This is a genomic window from Providencia sp. PROV040, from assembly GCF_032706145.1.
GTDB lineage: Bacteria > Pseudomonadota > Gammaproteobacteria > Enterobacterales > Enterobacteriaceae > Providencia > Providencia hangzhouensis.
The window spans coordinates 1,210,793-1,228,567 of record NZ_CP120530.1 but is presented as its reverse complement, the minus strand read 5'-3'; the positions used below and the strand labels follow the sequence as shown (position 1 = coordinate 1,228,567).

The 17,775-nt window shown below is 43.8% G+C and carries 31 protein-coding genes; all 31 read right to left on the bottom strand.

The genetic code is table 11. The features are described 5' to 3' along the window. Positions 1-6: 6 nt before the first annotated feature. The 31 genes from P3L40_RS05685 to P3L40_RS05535 all read right to left on the bottom strand — a co-directional run bounded on the left by P3L40_RS05685 (position 7) and on the right by P3L40_RS05535 (position 17,774). The gene (locus tag P3L40_RS05685; protein ID WP_136135563.1) at positions 7-648 is read right to left on the bottom strand and encodes a DUF6246 family protein; all 642 of its coding nucleotides are present in this window, start codon (positions 646-648) and stop codon (positions 7-9) included. A 33-nt stretch (positions 649-681) separates the two neighbouring features. Further along, on the bottom strand, positions 682-1,407 hold the full coding sequence (locus P3L40_RS05680; RefSeq protein ID WP_195698448.1) for a phage tail tube protein: 726 nt from the start codon (positions 1,405-1,407) through the stop codon (positions 682-684). Between the two features lie 14 nt (positions 1,408-1,421). Continuing rightward, positions 1,422-1,799: a hypothetical protein gene (locus P3L40_RS05675; RefSeq protein WP_272693301.1), complete on the bottom strand. Its 378-nt coding sequence runs from the start codon at positions 1,797-1,799 to the stop codon at positions 1,422-1,424. Continuing rightward, a complete protein-coding gene (locus tag P3L40_RS05670; RefSeq protein WP_272693302.1) occupies positions 1,796-2,236 on the bottom strand; it encodes a hypothetical protein in 441 nt (146 codons plus the stop codon). The genes P3L40_RS05675 and P3L40_RS05670 overlap by 4 nt, the downstream gene beginning before the upstream one ends. Before the next feature lie 2 nt (positions 2,237-2,238). Further along, positions 2,239-2,607, bottom strand: a complete 369-nt coding sequence (locus P3L40_RS05665; protein WP_272693303.1) for a hypothetical protein — start codon at positions 2,605-2,607, stop codon at positions 2,239-2,241. Continuing rightward, on the bottom strand, positions 2,604-3,008 hold the full coding sequence (locus P3L40_RS05660) for a hypothetical protein (protein WP_272693304.1): 405 nt from the start codon (positions 3,006-3,008) through the stop codon (positions 2,604-2,606). Before P3L40_RS05660 ends, P3L40_RS05665 begins: the two co-directional genes overlap by 4 nt. Before the next feature lie 56 nt (positions 3,009-3,064). Next, entirely contained in the window at positions 3,065-3,238 is a 174-nt protein-coding gene (locus tag P3L40_RS05655) for a glycoprotein (RefSeq protein WP_272693305.1), read from the bottom strand. 10 nt (positions 3,239-3,248) lie between these two features. Beyond that, a complete protein-coding gene (locus P3L40_RS05650; protein WP_272693306.1) occupies positions 3,249-4,343 on the bottom strand; it encodes a major capsid protein in 1,095 nt (364 codons plus the stop codon). Positions 4,344-4,358: 15 nt separating this feature from the next. Further along, a complete protein-coding gene (locus P3L40_RS05645; protein ID WP_137019183.1) occupies positions 4,359-4,796 on the bottom strand; it encodes a hypothetical protein in 438 nt (145 codons plus the stop codon). Next, the gene (locus tag P3L40_RS05640; protein WP_272693307.1) at positions 4,796-6,070 is read right to left on the bottom strand and encodes a hypothetical protein; all 1,275 of its coding nucleotides are present in this window, start codon (positions 6,068-6,070) and stop codon (positions 4,796-4,798) included. Before P3L40_RS05640 ends, P3L40_RS05645 begins: the two co-directional genes overlap by 1 nt. A gap of 2 nt (positions 6,071-6,072) precedes the next feature. After that, entirely contained in the window at positions 6,073-7,002 is a 930-nt protein-coding gene (locus P3L40_RS05635; protein ID WP_272693308.1) for a phage minor head protein, read from the bottom strand. Next, on the bottom strand, positions 6,938-8,308 hold the full coding sequence (locus P3L40_RS05630) for an anti-CBASS protein Acb1 family protein (protein WP_272693309.1): 1,371 nt from the start codon (positions 8,306-8,308) through the stop codon (positions 6,938-6,940). Before P3L40_RS05630 ends, P3L40_RS05635 begins: the two co-directional genes overlap by 65 nt. After that, positions 8,308-9,552, bottom strand: coding sequence for a PBSX family phage terminase large subunit (locus P3L40_RS05625; RefSeq protein WP_272693310.1), 1,245 nt, complete (start codon positions 9,550-9,552; stop codon positions 8,308-8,310). Before P3L40_RS05625 ends, P3L40_RS05630 begins: the two co-directional genes overlap by 1 nt. Further along, positions 9,533-9,955: a DNA-packaging protein gene (locus P3L40_RS05620; protein WP_112860405.1), complete on the bottom strand. Its 423-nt coding sequence runs from the start codon at positions 9,953-9,955 to the stop codon at positions 9,533-9,535. The genes P3L40_RS05625 and P3L40_RS05620 overlap by 20 nt, the downstream gene beginning before the upstream one ends. Positions 9,956-10,013: 58 nt before the next feature. Next, positions 10,014-10,259 carry a DUF2560 family protein gene (locus P3L40_RS05615; RefSeq protein WP_126459730.1) on the bottom strand — a complete coding sequence of 82 codons (246 nt, stop codon included), beginning with the start codon at positions 10,257-10,259 and terminating at the stop codon, positions 10,014-10,016. A 68-nt stretch (positions 10,260-10,327) separates the two neighbouring features. Further along, entirely contained in the window at positions 10,328-10,567 is a 240-nt protein-coding gene (locus P3L40_RS05610) for a hypothetical protein (protein WP_272693311.1), read from the bottom strand. Between the two features lie 116 nt (positions 10,568-10,683). Further along, the gene (locus tag P3L40_RS05605; RefSeq protein WP_137019202.1) at positions 10,684-11,040 is read right to left on the bottom strand and encodes a hypothetical protein; all 357 of its coding nucleotides are present in this window, start codon (positions 11,038-11,040) and stop codon (positions 10,684-10,686) included. Next, positions 11,021-11,803 (bottom strand): KilA-N domain-containing protein, encoded by a 783-nt coding sequence (locus P3L40_RS05600; protein ID WP_272658175.1) that lies wholly within the window; start codon positions 11,801-11,803, stop codon positions 11,021-11,023. Before P3L40_RS05600 ends, P3L40_RS05605 begins: the two co-directional genes overlap by 20 nt. 630 nt (positions 11,804-12,433) lie before the next feature. Next, positions 12,434-12,781 carry a hypothetical protein gene (locus tag P3L40_RS05595; RefSeq protein WP_180312453.1) on the bottom strand — a complete coding sequence of 116 codons (348 nt, stop codon included), beginning with the start codon at positions 12,779-12,781 and terminating at the stop codon, positions 12,434-12,436. 1 nt (position 12,782) lies between these two features. Beyond that, complete coding sequence (locus P3L40_RS05590; protein ID WP_221078493.1) at positions 12,783-13,265, bottom strand: TIGR02594 family protein; 483 nt, start codon at positions 13,263-13,265, stop codon at positions 12,783-12,785. Then, positions 13,258-13,575 carry a phage holin, lambda family gene (locus P3L40_RS05585; RefSeq protein WP_153673578.1) on the bottom strand — a complete coding sequence of 106 codons (318 nt, stop codon included), beginning with the start codon at positions 13,573-13,575 and terminating at the stop codon, positions 13,258-13,260. The genes P3L40_RS05590 and P3L40_RS05585 overlap by 8 nt, the downstream gene beginning before the upstream one ends. Before the next feature lie 331 nt (positions 13,576-13,906). Next, positions 13,907-14,410 (bottom strand): antiterminator Q family protein, encoded by a 504-nt coding sequence (locus tag P3L40_RS05580; RefSeq protein WP_272693312.1) that lies wholly within the window; start codon positions 14,408-14,410, stop codon positions 13,907-13,909. After that, complete coding sequence (locus P3L40_RS05575; RefSeq protein WP_410482070.1) at positions 14,407-14,544, bottom strand: hypothetical protein; 138 nt, start codon at positions 14,542-14,544, stop codon at positions 14,407-14,409. Before P3L40_RS05575 ends, P3L40_RS05580 begins: the two co-directional genes overlap by 4 nt. 43 nt (positions 14,545-14,587) lie before the next feature. Continuing rightward, the gene (locus P3L40_RS05570; protein WP_272693314.1) at positions 14,588-14,953 is read right to left on the bottom strand and encodes a RusA family crossover junction endodeoxyribonuclease; all 366 of its coding nucleotides are present in this window, start codon (positions 14,951-14,953) and stop codon (positions 14,588-14,590) included. Further along, complete coding sequence (locus P3L40_RS05565) at positions 14,950-15,240, bottom strand: DUF1364 domain-containing protein (protein WP_272693315.1); 291 nt, start codon at positions 15,238-15,240, stop codon at positions 14,950-14,952. The genes P3L40_RS05570 and P3L40_RS05565 overlap by 4 nt, the downstream gene beginning before the upstream one ends. A 60-nt stretch (positions 15,241-15,300) precedes the next feature. Then, the gene (locus tag P3L40_RS05560) at positions 15,301-15,963 is read right to left on the bottom strand and encodes a metallophosphoesterase (RefSeq protein WP_272693338.1); all 663 of its coding nucleotides are present in this window, start codon (positions 15,961-15,963) and stop codon (positions 15,301-15,303) included. Between the two features lie 182 nt (positions 15,964-16,145). After that, positions 16,146-16,592, bottom strand: a complete 447-nt coding sequence (locus P3L40_RS05555; RefSeq protein WP_164561120.1) for a DUF1367 family protein — start codon at positions 16,590-16,592, stop codon at positions 16,146-16,148. Positions 16,593-16,605: 13 nt separating this feature from the next. Further along, complete coding sequence (locus P3L40_RS05550; protein WP_272693316.1) at positions 16,606-16,824, bottom strand: hypothetical protein; 219 nt, start codon at positions 16,822-16,824, stop codon at positions 16,606-16,608. A gap of 2 nt (positions 16,825-16,826) precedes the next feature. Then, on the bottom strand, positions 16,827-17,102 hold the full coding sequence (locus tag P3L40_RS05545; RefSeq protein ID WP_316928027.1) for a hypothetical protein: 276 nt from the start codon (positions 17,100-17,102) through the stop codon (positions 16,827-16,829). Continuing rightward, positions 17,102-17,323 carry a hypothetical protein gene (locus P3L40_RS05540; protein WP_272693318.1) on the bottom strand — a complete coding sequence of 74 codons (222 nt, stop codon included), beginning with the start codon at positions 17,321-17,323 and terminating at the stop codon, positions 17,102-17,104. The genes P3L40_RS05545 and P3L40_RS05540 overlap by 1 nt, the downstream gene beginning before the upstream one ends. A 58-nt stretch (positions 17,324-17,381) precedes the next feature. Next, complete coding sequence (locus P3L40_RS05535; protein WP_272693319.1) at positions 17,382-17,774, bottom strand: ASCH domain-containing protein; 393 nt, start codon at positions 17,772-17,774, stop codon at positions 17,382-17,384. Position 17,775 lies beyond the last annotated feature (1 nt).

Genomic DNA, 17,775 nt, shown 5'->3' with positions numbered 1-17,775 from the left:
TACTTTTTACCTCGCATTATCACGCATAATAATTTTATCAGCCCAATCCATAGCTTCTTCATACCGCTTATTGGATGGGATTTTGTCTTTCTCGCTACGGGGAAATTTAGCTTCCATAGCAGCGCGGAAACCTGTCATTGTCATCCCCCATGCTTCCTGCTCACTGATACCCAAATGGGCTACGGCAAGATAGACATAGACGCGCGGGTCGAACTCGTTTGTGAATTTACCTTGTGGCTCTTCGTCTTCATCGGGCTTTTGGTCGCCCATGATACCGTGGCGCATTAGGTGACGAGCTAGCTTAATAATATCCTCAAGCTCAATATACCCCGCTCGATAACTTAACCACCCCTTTCTATTAATACTAAGTGAGCCGATTAAATTGCTGATATTTTCGTTACAGCACACCTCCATCACCTCCTTGCATGCCATAGCCATTCTTGCAAAACAGACCGGTTCGACTTGCTTAGCGATATCAGGATTGTTTATTTTTGGGAATTTACCGCCATGAATTGTAACGAAAACATCAGTCAATCTTGTTAGTGAGTCCTTCGCTAGTCTTGCCATCGCAGAAAATGAAGGTGTAAAACAATACGCTTTACCATCTACTATTGCTGTAAATTGCCCTACATCCGTTAATACTTGCATGAGACCTCAATAGAGGGGCTTACGCCCCTTAGATTAAGAAATGGTGACTGTTGCTTGACTTGAAGTGACGCTACCCGCAGAAGTTGAAGTAATGACGCAAGTGTATTCCCCTGCATCACCCGCAACTGTTGCCTGCTTGGTGAATGTCGCAGCAGTACCGCCAGACACATTACTGTTACCTTTCTTCCACTGGTAAGTTAGCGCCGAGCCATCGGTGGATTTAGCTTCCACAGACAGAGTTAGCGTTTGGCCTACAGTTAAAGTCTGGTCTACTGGCTGCTTGGTGATTACGATTTCTTCTGGAATATCACGGATATCGACACCGCCTGCGCTATTGGCTTCAATAGACCAAGTCGCTACATCATCGTGTGGATATTCATCACTCCAGCTAGTCACTAAGAAACAGCCTTCTGTGATATCTGTAGGGCTAACAATCTTGAACCATACGTAAGGCTGACCTGATGTAGTTTCAGGGTTGTTAACGTGGCGCTTAAGCTCTTTTTGACCGTATAAAGATTCTTTACGAGATACGCCATCACCCGAGAACGTGACGTTTTTATACGAAACTAAACTTTCCTGTGTATTTTGTGGCGACATATCGCCCGTTGCGTCTACCGTTTCCCATTCAGTAGCAGACGACTTTCCGCGCATCATACCAAGGCGACCGTAATCGATTGGTGATGGTTTGTTCTCAGGACACGCAATTGCATAAAATACAACGACGTCGCGCCCTGTGAATGCACCTGATTCACATGCCATGTTTATTTACTCCGTTATCGTGAGATTATTGTGTTGAAATTGATTTCGAGGACTAAGCGATTTCTGTCGCTCATTGATTGGTTGATACCGCCGATTGGCTCTACATAGGTCATGCATCCGATTTTGTGGTCTCGGATTAATGCTTCTCTGATACTAAAAGCTAGGTCTTCAAGTGCTGATTGACCGCCATCAACTTCAGATATAAGCAGCATTCGATAAGAGTCGCGTATTAATGCTTCCTCTGGCTTACCGCCACCCATTCGCTGAATGACGATAAACTTGTCTAGTTGCTGACCATCTTTCCAAAATCGATACTGAACATCGAACCCATCAGAGAAGTGATTAACCTCCAGCCACGCAGTAATTTCGCTGTAAATATCACTAGGCTTCATATTTTGTAGCCTCGTTTAATGATTTCCTGTATTTCTGGCGCTGCGTTTTCAAAGCCTTTGCGTAAGAAATCAGGTTCTGCGTTCGGGTCCCAATATCGCCCCTTACCAGTACCGCCGCCAAATGAGACACCGCTTCGAGTTTTGCCGAAATCTTCTCTTGGCTGACCTTTAAGCTTGCCTTTCATCTGACTAACCGCTGCGGCGTAGTTGGCTGAATAACCGACTCTAGCCTCATAGCCAGAGGGTATTTTCTGCAATTGACGATACTGACTGTTGATAAGGTTGGATGTGTCGATAGGGGTAATTGCCGCAGCATAAGCCGCCCCAGTGATAGATATCTCTTGCATAATTCGGGCTGTTCGCTGTGTAGCAATAAGCTCTAATTCGCTATTGATATTCCCTCTAACTCGCCTGATACCTTTGACTTTTACGCCCATGATTAAGTCCTTATCACGTAGTCATATTCTTCCCCAAAGAAACTCATATCGTCTTTGCTTACCACAACGATTTGACTCGCATTCGCTAACCTTGGGTCAAGAATGGCTGTTGTATCTTCCTGTGCGATATAATCACCACGGACAGGATGGCGAACAGGATGGCCTTGATACTTCATTTCGGTGTTGTATAAGTCTTTAGTAACAAACTCAGTCCCGAAATCATCTTTCGCCACCTCGTTACTACCTCGAAATGTGCAGTCGATAAGATATGGTGTGCCATAGGTGATTGTGTCATCCCATTTGCCACCGCCACGAATGACAGGGTAAACAGTAGCGACATTGGTATATGACCAATTAGCGGTAGTGCTCATCGATTACCCCCAGAACACATACAGCCGCCTTTCGCAATCCATAATCCAGCATGTGCAGTTTGAGTTGGGTCAGAAGGAATTAACCCATTAGCGCATCCGTACTTGTCCAAGCCACGCAGGAGCGATGTAGCCGCTTTCCATCTATCACTAAAGGATTGATACCGAAATGACCGTGATGCACCGTTGGGGGCTGATTGTGAGCTGATATACTTGTCACCCTGACCAAGCGCCATGAGCGCAAGCAAATACATCTGAATCAATAGTGCGGTTGCCGCTGGATAATGCTTATCAAGGCATTCCTGAATACTACCGACCTGCTCAATCAACGCGTCGAGAATAAAATCAGGTAACTCTATTCCCTGCCCCGTCAAGTATTCTTTGGCTTGCTCTTTTGTGATCATGATTACCTCACAAAGCAAAGCCCCCTTTCGAGGGCATAAAAAAACCGCTTTCGCGGCTATTCTTCTTTGTCTTTCTTCGACTTGGCTTTTGGTGTGGCTGGGACTAATTCAGCAGCCTCAATTGATAGCTTCCGCACATTCGGCTTCAGCGCAGTGTGAAGGTTTTCAATATCAACCACCTCACCTTTTTCGACACCATACCAAGGGATAATAACTTCATACTTAGCCATTTTTATCTCCTTAGCTCAGTTTCGCGCCATAAACCACACCAGATTTGCCTTCACCATCACGAGTGATTTGCAGACCTGCCGCGCTCATGATTTGGAAGTTGTAGTTGTCCTGTGGCATAAAGCGAGGCTTAGGAACAACACCTGTTGCCATGCCAACTAATGGAGTTACTACATCTTTGCGGCGCTGATACGCAATGAACTCAGAACCTTTAAGCGCATAAGTCGGGCGAATTTCTTTCACGCCTGCATATGGAAGCAATGTATCGATAACACGACCATTCACCACGCTATTGCCAGCACCCGCACCAACTGCAACCACAGTAGGTTTAATCAAATTGCCCCATGCTTCATAGCTCACCCACATTAGGTCGTATGCATCTACTTTGTTTTTGAATGCAGTCTGGCCAAACGCACCATTGAAACCGAAGAACGCTAACAGTGCTGGTAAATCAGCAGTAGTTAAGTCGATGTTTGCCCCTGAAGTGCCTAAATCAATCTTCGCTGTGTTGCGGTGATTCTTCATGCCTTGGCCTTTGTAGCCATCAACGCTGATTTTGTCGTCACCATTCAGGAAGTAATTAACAACCTTCTTGTAGAATTGTCGCATCTTCGCAGTTTGAGAATCTAACACTAAGTCTATCCCCACAGTGCTTAGACCTGCCGCATCACGCCAGTTAACACCGTAACCTGCGGTAAATACTGGAATTGGGTCGCCGTCTGAGCCGTATTCAGTGTGGTCATGTGAGTATGGCGCTTGACCATCAATACTAATAGATACATCGTCAGCAATATCACCAACCACATTGTACAACTTGGCAGTTTTGCCAATTGGCAGCACAGTTTGCAGGCTCATTAAATCATTAACGATTTCCATGCCTGTTTCTTGGTCGCGGAGTTGGATAATGTTATTATCCAGTTCCTTCCAGAAATCTTGTGCGAATCCGCCTTTTTGGTTTGCTGCTAACGTTTTGCCATCCATCACGCCCTGATACTGGTTAATCATCAGATTATGCTGCGTATTATAAATATTACGTGTCGCCCATAATTCGCCCCACTGACCTTGCAGTCGGCTATTTGTTGCTAAAGTTTCAGCAGTATAAAACATAGTTTTTCCTTTTAATTATGCAGCGGCAACAGTGCCAACACGGAAGCGAACTCGAATGAAATCCGCACTAGACAGAGTTACTTCATCTTGGCTGTAGCCAATAACCGAGTCGGTATCAGCAGTTGCCAAAGCACCTTGACCATCCGCACCAAATTTAATCGGCGAGTCTTTTTTGTAAGTGCCAGCAGGAACCAATAAAGCAAGCTCTCGACCTTCTTCCACATACTCACCGACAGCAGAGTCACCAGCTGGAATAGCATCACGAATCGTCAGCCCTTGGTGATATGCAGGATTAGTAATGTAGATGCGACCAGTTAATGCTGTAGCTTGTGCAAACTCATCATTTGCATCAATAACCACGAAAGTACCTGGCAACACATTAGCCTTTGCTGCGCGTGTTTCTGTGATTGATTTGCCGTCAAGATTTACACGGCGGTAACGACTAGTAGCCATTATTGAGCTCCTTTAAAGTATTCCGCTGGGTTTGGTGCGCCAACTTGTTCCTGTTGTGTGCCTGAGTTGCCAGCTAATGATGCTGCTTCACCGAGTTGCTTATGCATATCAATTAACGCTTGGCCTTGTAGTGAATTTGCAACCACTTCGCCATATTTAGCCGCTACCTCTTTACGCATTTCTGTTTCTTCAGCGCGTTGGTTAGCGGTTAGTGATTCTTCTAGCTTCTGATGGTTAACTTGAAGTGCATCAACCTTTTCATTGATTGGCTTTAATTGCTCTGCAAAGTTTGCCGCTAATGCCTGTGTGATATCGCCTACTAAGCCGTTCTTTTCTTCTTGAGTTAAAGGCATGTCGCCCTCCGTGCTATTGTTGATTGCAGGGCTTGCCTGCGGTTTACTGAATACCGATTTAAGTTTGTTTGTTACCACTTTCACCCACGACTCTTGGCGCTCTACTTCTTCGCCTTGAATGTCAAATGTGATAACGCCATCTTCGTTAGTGTAGGAATGTAATTTAGCCGTGCCGTTATCTACCATGATGACTGCGTGTGTATCAGTGAAATCAGATACCCATACATATTCGTCACCAGTAGCAAACTGCTTGCGAGCCGCCATTGTTAACTTGTGCTCTTTCTCGCGATAGGTTTCGCCAGTAAGCGCACCGTTGTTAATTTGCATCTCAGTTGCTTGGTCAGCATTAACCATCATTCCAACACCTTGAGTTGGTGTTGCTGCGCCAGATTCATGAAGTAAGATTGCGTCATGGTCCATGCTGTGGATTTTTGCAATCCAGTTATAACCTTGTGCTTTCTGCTCTTCGTTGGCTTCTAGTTGCTCCAAGAAAACAGCCACACTGGTATGAATTGGCTCTGAGCTTTCGCCGCTTTCCAGCGCTTCCACTCTTGCCAATACTTCGCGTCCACCTTCAGATTCTTTTGCCTTGTTTACATCAATCCACTTTTCGACATAGATTCGATTGCCAACTTTCGCAACATTACGATTCCATGCGCCTACATGCCCCTGATTAATACCCTCGGCCGATAAAGCAGATACGAACTCACCATTTACCGTTGGGTGACCAAGTGGCGCGAGAGTGCCCTCTAGGCCTCTGTAGTGAGCATCGATTTCTGTGTTTGGATATAAGCCACCATTCATGATGACGTTTGCTGGTAGTGTGTAGCTCGGTATGATGATGTGCTCACGCCCGTTATAGGTTTCACGCCTGATTGATGCGCTGTTAACCTTAGTCGTGACGTTTACTTGAATCGGCATCGTTATTCCTCCGCCCATTGGTAACCACGTTCTTTCATGGCTTCTTTTTCCTCTTTCAGTTTATTGAGTAACGTATCGTTGTAAGGCCTACCTTCTTTGTCGGTCAGAATAGTCACCGTCGAGCACTTACAGTTGATTGAGTTTCCATCTACAGCCCACCAATCACGCTGCTCATCAGTGGTGAATATCTTCCCGTGACGTGATGCATGATTAGGTCGAGTTGTTGGACTAAGCGCGGATATGTGGACCTGCCGAGTTTCAAGGTTGAGAACTTCACTAGCCTCATCAGCTTCATCCATTCTTGCCCTACGTAGTGCTGTGGTAATTTCCGTTCTAGCTACTCGATTAGCTCGACGGATTTCGATACCTGATTGCTCATTCAGATTTCTAGCTACCTCACGAGGATTTAGCCCTCTCGCTATGCCATCGGTAAGAATGCGCGCCATATCTGCTTTGACTTGTGCTGACAGCCCTTTCATTTCCTCAAATACGCGAGCGCGCACTAATGCCATGCGAAGCTGATAAGGCTCACTGAGCAATATCGTTGCCACACTTTGTTGTGTTGCTGCGTATGCCGTTGATTGTTGCGCTAAGTTTGCATACTCCTGCGCTGTTCCTCGTTCATATGCTGTACTGACGTACTCATTGAAAAAGAAGTTATTGAATTCACCACCCTGCAATAACACCTCATCGACCATGAGCTCACCGTCTCTCAAGATGATTGAAAGATAGTTAGGGTCTAGGTCGAATTGGTATTTTTTATTAACTACGGGCTCGGATGGGATTCTATTGAGTAGCTGCATGTAGCCTTGTGATACTTTTTTAATGCGCTTTGCAAAGGCTTTCATTGCTCCGCGCTCTAATTTATCAACCGCTGTCGGATCTGCTTTCGTTCCTGCTCTTATCGCGGTTCGTATCTTCTGGATTTTCATCGAATTCACCTAGCGGGTCGCTACCATCATTCTCATACCCTGCTGCCGTTCTAATCTCTTCAACGGTAAATACAGGCTCGCCAGTTGCTAGTGATGCTTGATTTATACGGCTCATCTTTTCACCGCTATCAAGCTTCTCAGTGGCTGATTGCTCGTTCAGGTCATCCCAAATAACCGTTTTCTCAGCAATAGGCTCTAGCACCTTGATTCGCGTTAAGTGGTCAATGAAGTCCTCCACCTCGAATGAAAGCTCACTTTCCCTGCGTGACTGACAGCGTGAATTGAAATACTTCTGGTCTTCGGTGCTGGCTCTTTCGCCCGTTTGCATTCCGACGAGTATTTTCGATGGGATATCCATTGCTGCGGCGGCAGTTTGGAGGTTGACGTTATATGTAGGCGTTGGGTCTGATACAGCAGTAACTAACGGGTTCACGTTAGCGCCCTGAGTGATCATAACTGCGTCATTGCCTATGTTGATTTCCCTAGCGACATCGTTATAAATTTCCTGCAACTCTGACATTTCAACGCCGTATGCTCTTGCTAAATCATCAAGTTTGGCTTCTTTGTCAAAGTTAACTGATAGCTGTCTGGCTGCATTTTTTAGGAATGACTCACCAGAACCGCCTTCGACTTTTTCAAGGCTTACAAATGCGTTGTATGCCGGCTCAAGGAAACCAATCGCATCAATGGAGTAATCACCTAGAATGAACACTCTGTCAGGATGAATATTGATGTTTCTATTGCCGCCATTGGGTAGTGACTCGGTGTATTGCCACATCTTCGGCTGACCGTAATTAGGCGAGTTAATATCAGTCACCCACTCAGTAGGCTTAATAGCACTAGCCCATGCGGGAGTAACCTTTCTCAAAAGCTTGGAGGCTTTAACCGGTTCGTGCCATTTGCCATTGTCATTGATGTGAAGGATTAGGCCAGAATAGCGACCTACAAGACGGCGCTGATCTGCCTCTTTAAACTCTTTCCATATGCGTTTGTTAATTGCTTTTTTGAAAGACTTTTCCCACGCCGTTTCATCTTTCGACTCATCGGCACTATCTCCTTCAATGACTTGCGGAGATGTTTTCCAGCACGTGCCACTTAATTTAGTTACCCCGCCGTATGCAATCCCACCACGGCGAAATAGTTTGTATAAATCATCAAAGGTTAAATCTTGTTTGAATCCGTATTCGCACCAAGCAGATGATCGCTTAGCATCAAGCCCCATGGTTGGATTGACCAAAGCCATACGGGCACGAGCTATCGCATCATTCACTAAGTGATTGACGGCTAGTTTCATGTTTTCTTGCATTATCGCCTCAGCAATCTTTTTGGAACCAGTAGGCCTGCGTTAGATTTTTGTGTGATATACCCATCAAGCCCATATCTAACAGCATCCCAACAGTGGTTGTTATCATCCAAAATCACAGGCAATACTTCACCAGTGATTCGGTCTGTTTTGTATGAGTAGAGACGGGCTTCTTTTGCTGTTTCTTTACAGCGAGGATGGATGATGATTTGCTTGAATCCGCGTAGATGCGTAATACCGTCCTCAACGCTACCCTGCCACTTTTTAGCGGCTGAGATGTTGAATCCCTGCCGCTTTAAATAGCTAATTGTTTCAGGTCGTGCGGAGTCGGCTTTAATAGGCCACTTACGTGCTTCTGGTATTTTGTCGTAAAATGCTGGCATATGGTCAAGCTCAACACCTACGCCATAAGCCTCATATTCGATATACAAACAGTCATTTAGGATGAACTGTCGTAGCAGCGTGTTAGGGTCTTTAGCGAAGCCAAAGTCAGCGCCGAAAAGTAAACGGTCTGCTTGCTGCCATAAATCATCAGGGAATGATTGAACGACATATTTATTGGCTAATACTTGCTTATCAGAGTTTTCAAGATAAGCACCTTCCCATATCCACGCATAAGTAGCGGAATCTAATCTGGCTTGGTCATTTAACCGCTCATCTTCCAATACTGACGGGAACCACGGGTTATCATCGTAGTTCATCTCGACAACGACAGCGTTATCAGGTGGGTTCTTCCTAAAGCGTTTATCTGTTGCGCTACCGTCTCGCTCAGGGTTCCATGTCACCCATATTTCAGAGCCAGCCTCACGAACCGTAGGAGCAAGTTTTGTCCATGCTATTTCTGATACTGATTCAGCCTCATCGACCCATGCGATTAATATTCTTGCCTTAGATTTGATGCTATCTAAGTTATGCCGTAACCCTGCGAACACATAGCTAACTGAGCGGCACTTAGTGCGAATGTATTTCTCACCTAGTTCGTAGAAGTCATTTAACCAAGGCACAGACCTAATCGCCTGTTTAACTTCCTCCATTGATGATTCTTCAAGGGAGTTCATGTACTCTCGAGCGCAAAGTATTACGCCAGATTGACCATTCATTGCAGCCATATAGCCACGAATAGCTGTCATTAATGCGAATGTTCTTGTCTTTGCAGAGCCACGCCCACCATGTGAGCAGCGATAGCGATAGTTACCTTCGAATGCTGGAATTAATTTAGGCGGTATTTCAATCCTCGCTACCGTCATTGTTACCTCCGGCAACCAGAACTATTTTTGTTGGTGACATTGAGCTATCAGAGGATTTGTGGTCAACCTCCTGCTTCTCACTGTAGCCATGATTGGCAAGCATTAGCTTAGTTATTGTTGAGTTGAAATCACCAGATAATCCGCTATTAATTAGCTTCATTTCCTGAAAAGCCATAATTCCGTCTAACGTGTCCGAAAACTCATGACCTAAGTCACTATCCTGCTTTGCATATTCATAAACAGTAGAGCGAGCAATGCCTAGGTAGCACGCTAGACCAGCGATACTTGGTATTACCTGACCTTCGTTTTCTTTATAACCGCCATATAGATATTCCTTTGCCTTAGCGATTAGATCATCAGTCAGTTTGCTAGGGCATCCAACCTGATTTGATTGCTGTCCCATAATGTTTACCTCATAACAAATTAAAAAGCCGGCTCACTCGAACTGGCTTTGTGATTGGTTATTCTGCTACTTCATCGTTGAATAACGTTTTCTTTGTTTCCTGCACTCGCTGATAGACGGAATCAACTTTCGTTACCGTATCCCCATTGTCCATTTGAGTTGACCAAAGTTGGCAGAATAATTCATATTCCAATTGGTCGTCTTTAATTAGCTTAATAGCTCGTGCTGTTGCTGTAGTGTTATTACTGGTTAGCTTAAGTAAGCCTAAGCGGATTTTCTCTTTTGCTGTTAGTTCAGTAGTCATAAATTGCCTTTCTTTAGGTAATAAAAAACCCGCACTAGGCGGGTCATTGTGAATTCTTGTTTTGATGATTAATTCTCAGGAAAGCGATACTCGAAATGCGGAGGCTCGTCATTTCTCACCGTTACGTGCAGTTCATAGATAAATTTATCTGGAGCAATATTAAATGGCTCAACAATTCCGTCTACATGAACGTCATTACATACTGCTGGCAGCTCAGCTATGTACGTTGATGGTGGCATCCCTTCATCATTTAGTTTTACTTGGGCCCATACACCTTCGCATGGACCATTAACTAATTGAACTTTCATAATAACCTCGTCTAGTTATTCGTCATTGAAATACTGGCAGGTGGTGACGATACCACTTTTCGAGAGCGACTCTAGCCAGTAGTTATACTTTCGCATAAAAAAGGCCGCTGAGCGACCTATTGAATTTGATTTGAGAATTCCATTTCCGCGAAGTCTTCAAGCAAGCCTGATATTTTCTGTATTGCCTCATCGGTTAGTTCTTCATTCATACACCAAGAAACTAGCACTGTCGGATCTGGTAGGTATTCTCTTTTCAGCATATTGAAGAACAGCATACTTAATTCAAGGTCGCTTTTATAATCTTCCCGATAGTATGATGTTAAGAAGTTGGCCAACGACTCAACGCTAAACTTAATATCCCCTAGCGATGAACGAAAAACAGGCCGCTTATGCATGGCGACCTGCCTAATCAAAAATAACTCGCTGACTACTAATGAAAAGATTTCTACTTGCTTACTGTAATCTTGCTGCATGTTGCTCTCCATGCGCTGAAGGATAAAGCAATTGCATTTGCCCTTTAACATCAAAAGCAGCCATACATCTAGCATCAAAGTCTTTATAATCAACAGAACTATTAGCAATATTTGTTACTGCCACCATTTGCTGTTCTACCGCATGCAAGGCATCACCTTTCAGGTACTGATGGATTTTTTCTCTGCCGCCTTTATTTTCTTTGACTGACTCATAGACATAATCAGGCAATGCAACGCCATAAACCCATTTAGCTGTGATACCAGCGAACAATAACGGACAACCACCAACATGACCAAAATAAGGAGTCCCTGACATCTTTGATAGCGCTCTGTAATAGGGTTCTTGAAATCGCTTTTCCCATTCAGTGGCCTCTTTATATGTTAGTAACCCAATAACCTGATCTTCGGTCAATGTCATACTCTGTGACATCAACATGTTTTTAATGTGTCGGTCACAAGCGCGAGCAAATTTTGGTGATAACCATCTTGCGAACTCAATTACTAATTCAGGATGGATCCAAGTGCCGCCATGTCGCCCTTTTTCTACTCGAACTAAAAGGGGAGAAATCTCCTCTTTAGAATTATACGCTTCAATATCAAGCTCTTTGCCTACCTCATAGATATACTCTTTAGTTGATGAGACCCTTAACCAGTCTTTGGTTAGTTTTCCAAAGTGTCTAGCTGCTGCTGTAGCATTAACCCAACAATCGCCATTAAACGGGATCAGAGTTTCGTCATACTTCATAGGTACGATTTTAATCATTGCATATTTCCTATAGAAAGGGAGCCTGTTAGCACAGAAAAGCCGCCCCAAGAGAGCTTGCCAGCTATAACGGCAGTTCTCAGGCTCACTTTCTGTAGACTCTTGGTGTTTTAGATGTGCGTGCTATGCACAGGGTGAAATGCGTACTACTGATTACAAAACTTGAATAAATGTAACTTTCTTTTAACTTTACTTTCGTAACATCACGTTGATAGGGGTATGGTTATTACATCGCTAAGTTATTAACTTCATATATATTCCTACACTTTTAAGCCTCAACACCAGGGGCTATTTTTTTGCCATTAAAAAGCCCCGCTATTTTGCGAGGCTCATATTTGTAATATCCGTTTGAGATTACTACCTTTTTAAGGTTGTGGTCATTCACGATTAACGTATAGTTGCGTTACATTCATGAACTGTTATTCTCGCTTCGCCCCGATATTTGGGGCATTTCTTTCTGCTTCAATTTCCCGTATTGCTTTCTTGTCCAAGTTACACGCCTTAATTACCGACATCAGCTCAATGTTATATTCAGCGATATCACCCCACGTCATTTTGTCAGGGATATCTGGTATCGGGCAATCAGCTAGTAGGCTTGCAGGAATGGGAATGTGAGGCGCTAATACATATTCAGTCTTTATACTGCCGCATCCTGTTAATGAGGCTATCAGGAGCAGTAACAGGAGCGCAGTCATTGCCAATAAGAATAGTTTTGACGTCTTTCTTGGCTCCCTGTGCGTCCAGTGTGTTTTGTTGTTTAGCATCAATGGTTGCTCCAGAGATACGGTCAAAGATAGATATTGAGGTGTAGGCGTTGTCAGATATGAGTGATTGCCGTGACAGCTCACCATTCAGCGACTTAATTTCACGTTCTAGCTTTGAGTTTTGGTAAATGAAAAAGAGAGCTACAAATATTGGAATGAAGGCAATCAAATACTTTATTGCTATTTTCAATAACTCTTTGGCCATATCACTCATGTCACGACTCTTTCACTGACAGCGCAGCATCACCGATTGGCAGCGGTCGATTATCTACTTCAACGCCATCAGGCCAGCGATAAGCAACAACTCGGTCAGTACCAAACGCTTTGATGTTCACTGCGTCTGATTGATTGCCACCCAAGATAAGAAGTGAGCCATTTGCAGTTTTGCCAACACAGAAACCAACATGGCCACCGCCTGAGCGTGAGAAGCGAACAATGCAGCCATACTTAGGCTCTGTTAGCTTTTGCCCAAACGTATCATATGAACTTGAAGCATCTTTGCGAGGAGATTTAATACCAGCACGCTCTAACATGGCATTGACGAAACCAGCACACCAAGGAACTTTTCTCGCGGTTCCGACTAGTCCACGCAGCTTGCTATCAATCCACATTTGGTCGACTGCTTTCGAGCCCTCAGTGGTATGCTCAGACACGCCAATTTCTTTTCTAGCTTCAGTTAGCCATTTAGGTTCAGTCATTATTCACTCCCGCCTTACCTTTAATCATTCCACTTATTTTTGCTACGCCCCAGTAACCAATCATTACACTTGCTAAGTATGCAAAATCAGCGCTCATACCAAAAAATGCCAATAGGTCTTTTGCAAACCAACCGAGGAACGCACACAAGAAACCATCTAGTAGCGTTTTCCACCATCCACCTCCGTTATACAGTCCGCGCAATATCGCAACCGTACCAGCTAGGCCAGCAAACATTCCTTGCTCTTTGTATTGAGATAGGTAGTTGAATACCTGCTCCCAGAATTCAGGGGTGTTTTTCATACATTTCATACTCACCCCCTACGTTGGAGGAATTTAGTTAATAAATAGCCGCGCACAATTTCTATGCGTCAATTAAGTGTGTGTGATTAGAATTCTGTGGCGGCGTATACGAAAAAAGGCCGCACTAGGCGACCTCTTGAAATATTGTTCTGTTCATATTCAGGAAGTGCGATATTTTGAACTACTGCATATTTTGCAGTAGTTGGAATTTTGGCAATAAAAAAGCCCACGCTGTATCGAGCAACGCGGGCTATATATGGGAGTACTTTATGTGGTTAAGCCAACCTAAGAACAGTTAAGGCAGCTTACCTGATAAGTATTGTCCATTTGGTCATTGCTGTCAATAGCAAAGTTCAGTTATTTTTCTAACTTTAGCTACACGTTTGCGACTTTTCATTGCATTTCGAAGAGGTTCGTATAATAACCACTGGCAAGCTTTCAGTTTTTCGTCAACTTCTCGTCGACATGTTCGCAATGATGGAACCTTTACTTTTCCTCCTGACCTTGTGTTCATTTTGCGGGGATTTGCAACCTTATGGTAGTAAGATGCTATCGAAAGCTTGGATGCCCCATGAGCGTAATAGCTGAGTAATATTTTATAAGCCTGCTCGTCAGTGGCGATGATTGAATCTACGACCTGAGAAATCAACATTCCTTCATCGTCACTACACATAGGCCTTGATGGTGTACTGCTTGGTTCGACTGTTCGCATGAATTTATAAATCATGTTTATCATGCGTGTACTCAATCGCCCTGAATGAACCCAAGCGCCCCACAATTCAAGCCATCCGTTAAGCCAGTCGAATTGTTCCTTCGTTAACTCTTTCTCTCCGATGTAGCTCATTTAGCCCCCTTCGCATGTTTATACTTAGTCATCAGTCGACCATTTATAATCGCGTGGTCAAACCCGCGTACATCACCGGAATATTTCCTGACTGTCGACCTATTGCAATTGAGCCGTCTTGCTACTTCGCTCATGTTTCCATATGCTTTAATGAGAAGCTCAGGAATAGTTGTTATTTCAGTCTGCATCGCCTATCTCCCATATGGTTACATCAAGTGATCCGCCTTTGGTTTTCTCCCCCCAGTCAATTCTCATGCTACGGAACATACTGTCGTCAGCAATAACGCCGCTTTGTGTAAGTGCGTCTAATGGTGCTTTGAGGAGGTTGTCTAAGTCGCGCTTTCTTAGGTCTGGAGGGTTGGCTACTATCTTGATTTTTAGCTTGCCGGATAAATTGAATTGCTGATTTGCTTTGGTGATTTGATTTATTACTGCTTCGGTAAATATCCTGCCTTTCTTGCTTTTTATTTTTCTTCCGTTGACTACTGAAAATAACGTGTTATTTGTCGGTGGCCACGGTAATTTGAGGTGATATTCATTCATGCCTTAATCTTCCCCTCGCTTTGCAATATGGCCTGAGTTCGAATTACACCCTCTAGGTGACATTGCTTTGCGTATTCAGAGTCCATGATTCGCGTCCTGCGGTCGATTTCGTCATGACAAGCACTACACGCCCAAGCTATGAATAAATCGCTAGGCCTGCATCCTGTGCCACATAATCCAGCCATTCGATAATGAGCGCCCACCACAGTTTCAGAATTGCCGTTGCATACTCCTGGAATTCTTACTTGGCACTCTCTGCCTTTTGCTTCTTTGCGTAAGTTAGCCATACATAAACCCCATTGCTAAAGTAACAATCGAAAAGAATAGAATTACGTGTCGGGTTCTAATCATTTTATCTTCCTTAATGTCAGTCCATAGCCAAACACTGCGCCAGTGTCGATATACTCTTGGTTAGCTCGTTTAACAGCACCTTTAATCATTGGAGTATGACCAAATAGAAATAGGTCAGCGCCTTTAATCTCACGCACATTCTCGTCACCTATACGCTCACGGCTCCAAATCACATACTGCTCATCTACTGGCTTGCCGAACTCGTATTCATCGGATGGGTAATCAGCATGTGCAATGACCGTCTTTTTATCGTTTGCATTGACTTCGATAATGAGTGGTAGTTGCTTCGCTTTAGCTAGACAGGATCGGGATAAAACTTCACTATCGTAGTCCTGCATGAAAAACCAATCACCGCCGTTATAGAGCCAGTTATGTGAGGGCGCTCCATTAAACAAAGCATCAATAGCCATTTGCTCATGATTGCCACGTACAGCTCTAAACCATTTTTCATTAATCAAGTCTAGGCATTCTACGTTTCGATCCCCCCTATCTATTAAGTCACCAACTGAAATCAATAAATCTTTTTCTTTATCAAATTCAATCTGTTGCAACTTATCATTTAGTAAATCAAAACACCCATGAATGTCACCTACCACCCAAATATGCCGATATTGATCACCATCGATTCTGAGGTAAATTCCGTTTCTTTCTTCACTCACTTTCTCGCCCTCCGCTTCTTGGCTGCTCGGTTTATCTTTGCGTGACCTGTGATGCGCTTGGTTGATGTGGGGTAGCTGTACCAATAGCTATTACGGTTGATAGCCCATAAAGCGTTCTGTGCTGATAGTGACGCCATAGCGATTGCCATTGTTGATATGATATTCATCTCCCTTGCTGCTCCTCAAAAGAATGTCAGTAACCGATTCTCAGTGATTTCATTGCATCCCCTGAAAATGTGTTTTATTGCTGCGTTAATCATGGCTTTGTAACAGCGTTCGAATTCGTCTGAATCCATATTGGCAAATGACAAGCTCTTAGCTTCTGTGCGCACGTCACCGTTTAGCCTTACCGTTTGCTCATAAAATCCTGCAAGTATCGTCAAATCCTTCCTGAATCGCTCAAATTGGCTGTGCTCGTCCATACAGTCGAGTCCCGCCTTGTTTGCACACCAGTGGTCGAAGCAGAATTTGAAGAATACGAACATCTTTTTATGAAATGCGGGGTTTCTTGTGAGCTTGGCGCTGAAGGTGTACATCTCGCCATTTTTGAATTTTGTTAAACGTGGTAAGTCGTGTTCGAATGCTGGTGCAAATATGCCATTGGCGCATTTGACCATTTCTATTTCCAAGTTAACCTCCTATTCAATATTTTAGAAACACGTTGTTGAATAAGAAAAAACAAATATAAGCCATGGATATTAACCAGAGAATTATCGCTGCTGCTGATATAACCTTCATCGTGATAACAAACCAGTTATTATCCCCTTCAAATACATTCAGCATGATAAATGCCATTGCAAAGCCTAACCCGCAAAATAGGTTCATGCTGATTTTGTACATCAATGTTATTGGCTCACTCACTGTTAGCTCTCCTGTTCCAACCTAATAGCCTCAACCTCTGCCGTGGTTAGCTTGTCAAATGAATATGGATTTCTGAAATAAGCCGTTGCCTCATTAAATGCTGTAGGAAATCCAGCTATTAGAGTTCCAATAACGACAATAGGAATAAACAGTAATATTAATAACCACTTATCCATGTAGCATTCGAGCACATTCAATTCACCAACTTTTGAATGTTGATAGAATGACAATTTACGAGTTGGGAATAACTTATTGTGAACTTTGCGTTTTATCTTCATCATTCACCCTCTGGCATTGGTGGGAGTGGCAGGTCTTTGATATACATCCAGTGGTCGAATGTTTCCAGTGGAGCCGAATCATAGTCGCTGTTATTGTGTGGTATCCATCTAAGTTCTTCGCAGTCAACACCGCATGAAATTAGCTCATATGTTATGTTCTGGATATGTTCGCCATAGACAACAATTACCGGCTCACCTTCAGTTGGTAATCTGTCGCTCACCTTAACCCAATTAGTTCCCTGCATTAGATGCCTCCCTCTGTTAACGTTGTTCCTTTCATCACTCAACACCTCGCTTAATTGCCGCTGGCTCAAACCCTGTTTCAAAGAAACTTAATTTCCCTTTCATCTGGATAAATTCAAGTGGCCTTGCGTCAGCTAATACGAAACCTTTCTCACCGAAAAACCAAGGTGATTCGCTTTGCTCTACACAATCAATAATCGTGGCCATACCAACAATCCCGCCTGTATCAAATGCGTCGATTTCTGGAAGTGTTATCCCTAGCCTGTTAGCCAGTGTTGATGCTCTAACATATTCAATAGTTTTAACTCCTTGCGATGCGTGAATTAATACTTCGCCTCGGTACTTAGTGCGCCAGCTTCTGTTTTCAATGTCCTTGTGACCATTGACTATTAGCCACGCCCAAGGCTGACGAATTGATATTGCTTTCATC

Bases quoted from the DNA above. Each gene is read 5' to 3' on its own strand.
- P3L40_RS05645 (WP_137019183.1), bottom strand. From the start codon at position 4,796: ATGGCTACTAGTCGTTACCGCCGTGTAAATCTTGACGGCAAATCAATC.
- P3L40_RS05585 (WP_153673578.1), bottom strand. From the start codon at position 13,575: ATGAAATGTATGAAAAACACCCCTGAATTCTGGGAGCAGGTATTCAAC.
- P3L40_RS05675 (WP_272693301.1), bottom strand. From the start codon at position 1,799: ATGAAGCCTAGTGATATTTACAGCGAAATTACTGCGTGGCTGGAGGTT.
- P3L40_RS05670 (WP_272693302.1), bottom strand. From the start codon at position 2,236: ATGGGCGTAAAAGTCAAAGGTATCAGGCGAGTTAGAGGGAATATCAAT.
- P3L40_RS05635 (WP_272693308.1), bottom strand. From the start codon at position 7,002: ATGAAAATCCAGAAGATACGAACCGCGATAAGAGCAGGAACGAAAGCA.
- P3L40_RS05595 (WP_180312453.1), bottom strand. From the start codon at position 12,781: ATGAGTGATATGGCCAAAGAGTTATTGAAAATAGCAATAAAGTATTTG.
- P3L40_RS05580 (WP_272693312.1), bottom strand. From the start codon at position 14,410: ATGAGCTACATCGGAGAGAAAGAGTTAACGAAGGAACAATTCGACTGG.
- P3L40_RS05640 (WP_272693307.1), bottom strand. From the start codon at position 6,070: ATGCCGATTCAAGTAAACGTCACGACTAAGGTTAACAGCGCATCAATC.
- P3L40_RS05535 (WP_272693319.1), bottom strand. From the start codon at position 17,774: ATGAAAGCAATATCAATTCGTCAGCCTTGGGCGTGGCTAATAGTCAAT.
- P3L40_RS05685 (WP_136135563.1), bottom strand. From the start codon at position 648: ATGCAAGTATTAACGGATGTAGGGCAATTTACAGCAATAGTAGATGGT.
- P3L40_RS05680 (WP_195698448.1), bottom strand. From the start codon at position 1,407: ATGGCATGTGAATCAGGTGCATTCACAGGGCGCGACGTCGTTGTATTT.
- P3L40_RS05565 (WP_272693315.1), bottom strand. From the start codon at position 15,240: ATGGCTAACTTACGCAAAGAAGCAAAAGGCAGAGAGTGCCAAGTAAGA.
- P3L40_RS05660 (WP_272693304.1), bottom strand. From the start codon at position 3,008: ATGATCACAAAAGAGCAAGCCAAAGAATACTTGACGGGGCAGGGAATA.
- P3L40_RS05650 (WP_272693306.1), bottom strand. From the start codon at position 4,343: ATGTTTTATACTGCTGAAACTTTAGCAACAAATAGCCGACTGCAAGGT.
- P3L40_RS05615 (WP_126459730.1), bottom strand. From the start codon at position 10,259: ATGACTACTGAACTAACAGCAAAAGAGAAAATCCGCTTAGGCTTACTT.
- P3L40_RS05575 (WP_410482070.1), bottom strand. From the start codon at position 14,544: ATGAGCGAAGTAGCAAGACGGCTCAATTGCAATAGGTCGACAGTCAGG.
- P3L40_RS05665 (WP_272693303.1), bottom strand. From the start codon at position 2,607: ATGAGCACTACCGCTAATTGGTCATATACCAATGTCGCTACTGTTTAC.
- P3L40_RS05620 (WP_112860405.1), bottom strand. From the start codon at position 9,955: ATGGGACAGCAATCAAATCAGGTTGGATGCCCTAGCAAACTGACTGAT.
- P3L40_RS05600 (WP_272658175.1), bottom strand. From the start codon at position 11,803: ATGATTAAAATCGTACCTATGAAGTATGACGAAACTCTGATCCCGTTT.
- P3L40_RS05590 (WP_221078493.1), bottom strand. From the start codon at position 13,265: ATGACTGAACCTAAATGGCTAACTGAAGCTAGAAAAGAAATTGGCGTG.
- P3L40_RS05610 (WP_272693311.1), bottom strand. From the start codon at position 10,567: ATGAAAGTTCAATTAGTTAATGGTCCATGCGAAGGTGTATGGGCCCAA.
- P3L40_RS05630 (WP_272693309.1), bottom strand. From the start codon at position 8,308: ATGCAAGAAAACATGAAACTAGCCGTCAATCACTTAGTGAATGATGCG.
- P3L40_RS05545 (WP_316928027.1), bottom strand. From the start codon at position 17,102: ATGAAGATAAAACGCAAAGTTCACAATAAGTTATTCCCAACTCGTAAA.
- P3L40_RS05570 (WP_272693314.1), bottom strand. From the start codon at position 14,953: ATGAATGAATATCACCTCAAATTACCGTGGCCACCGACAAATAACACG.
- P3L40_RS05625 (WP_272693310.1), bottom strand. From the start codon at position 9,552: ATGACGGTAGCGAGGATTGAAATACCGCCTAAATTAATTCCAGCATTC.
- P3L40_RS05655 (WP_272693305.1), bottom strand. From the start codon at position 3,238: ATGGCTAAGTATGAAGTTATTATCCCTTGGTATGGTGTCGAAAAAGGT.
- P3L40_RS05605 (WP_137019202.1), bottom strand. From the start codon at position 11,040: ATGCAGCAAGATTACAGTAAGCAAGTAGAAATCTTTTCATTAGTAGTC.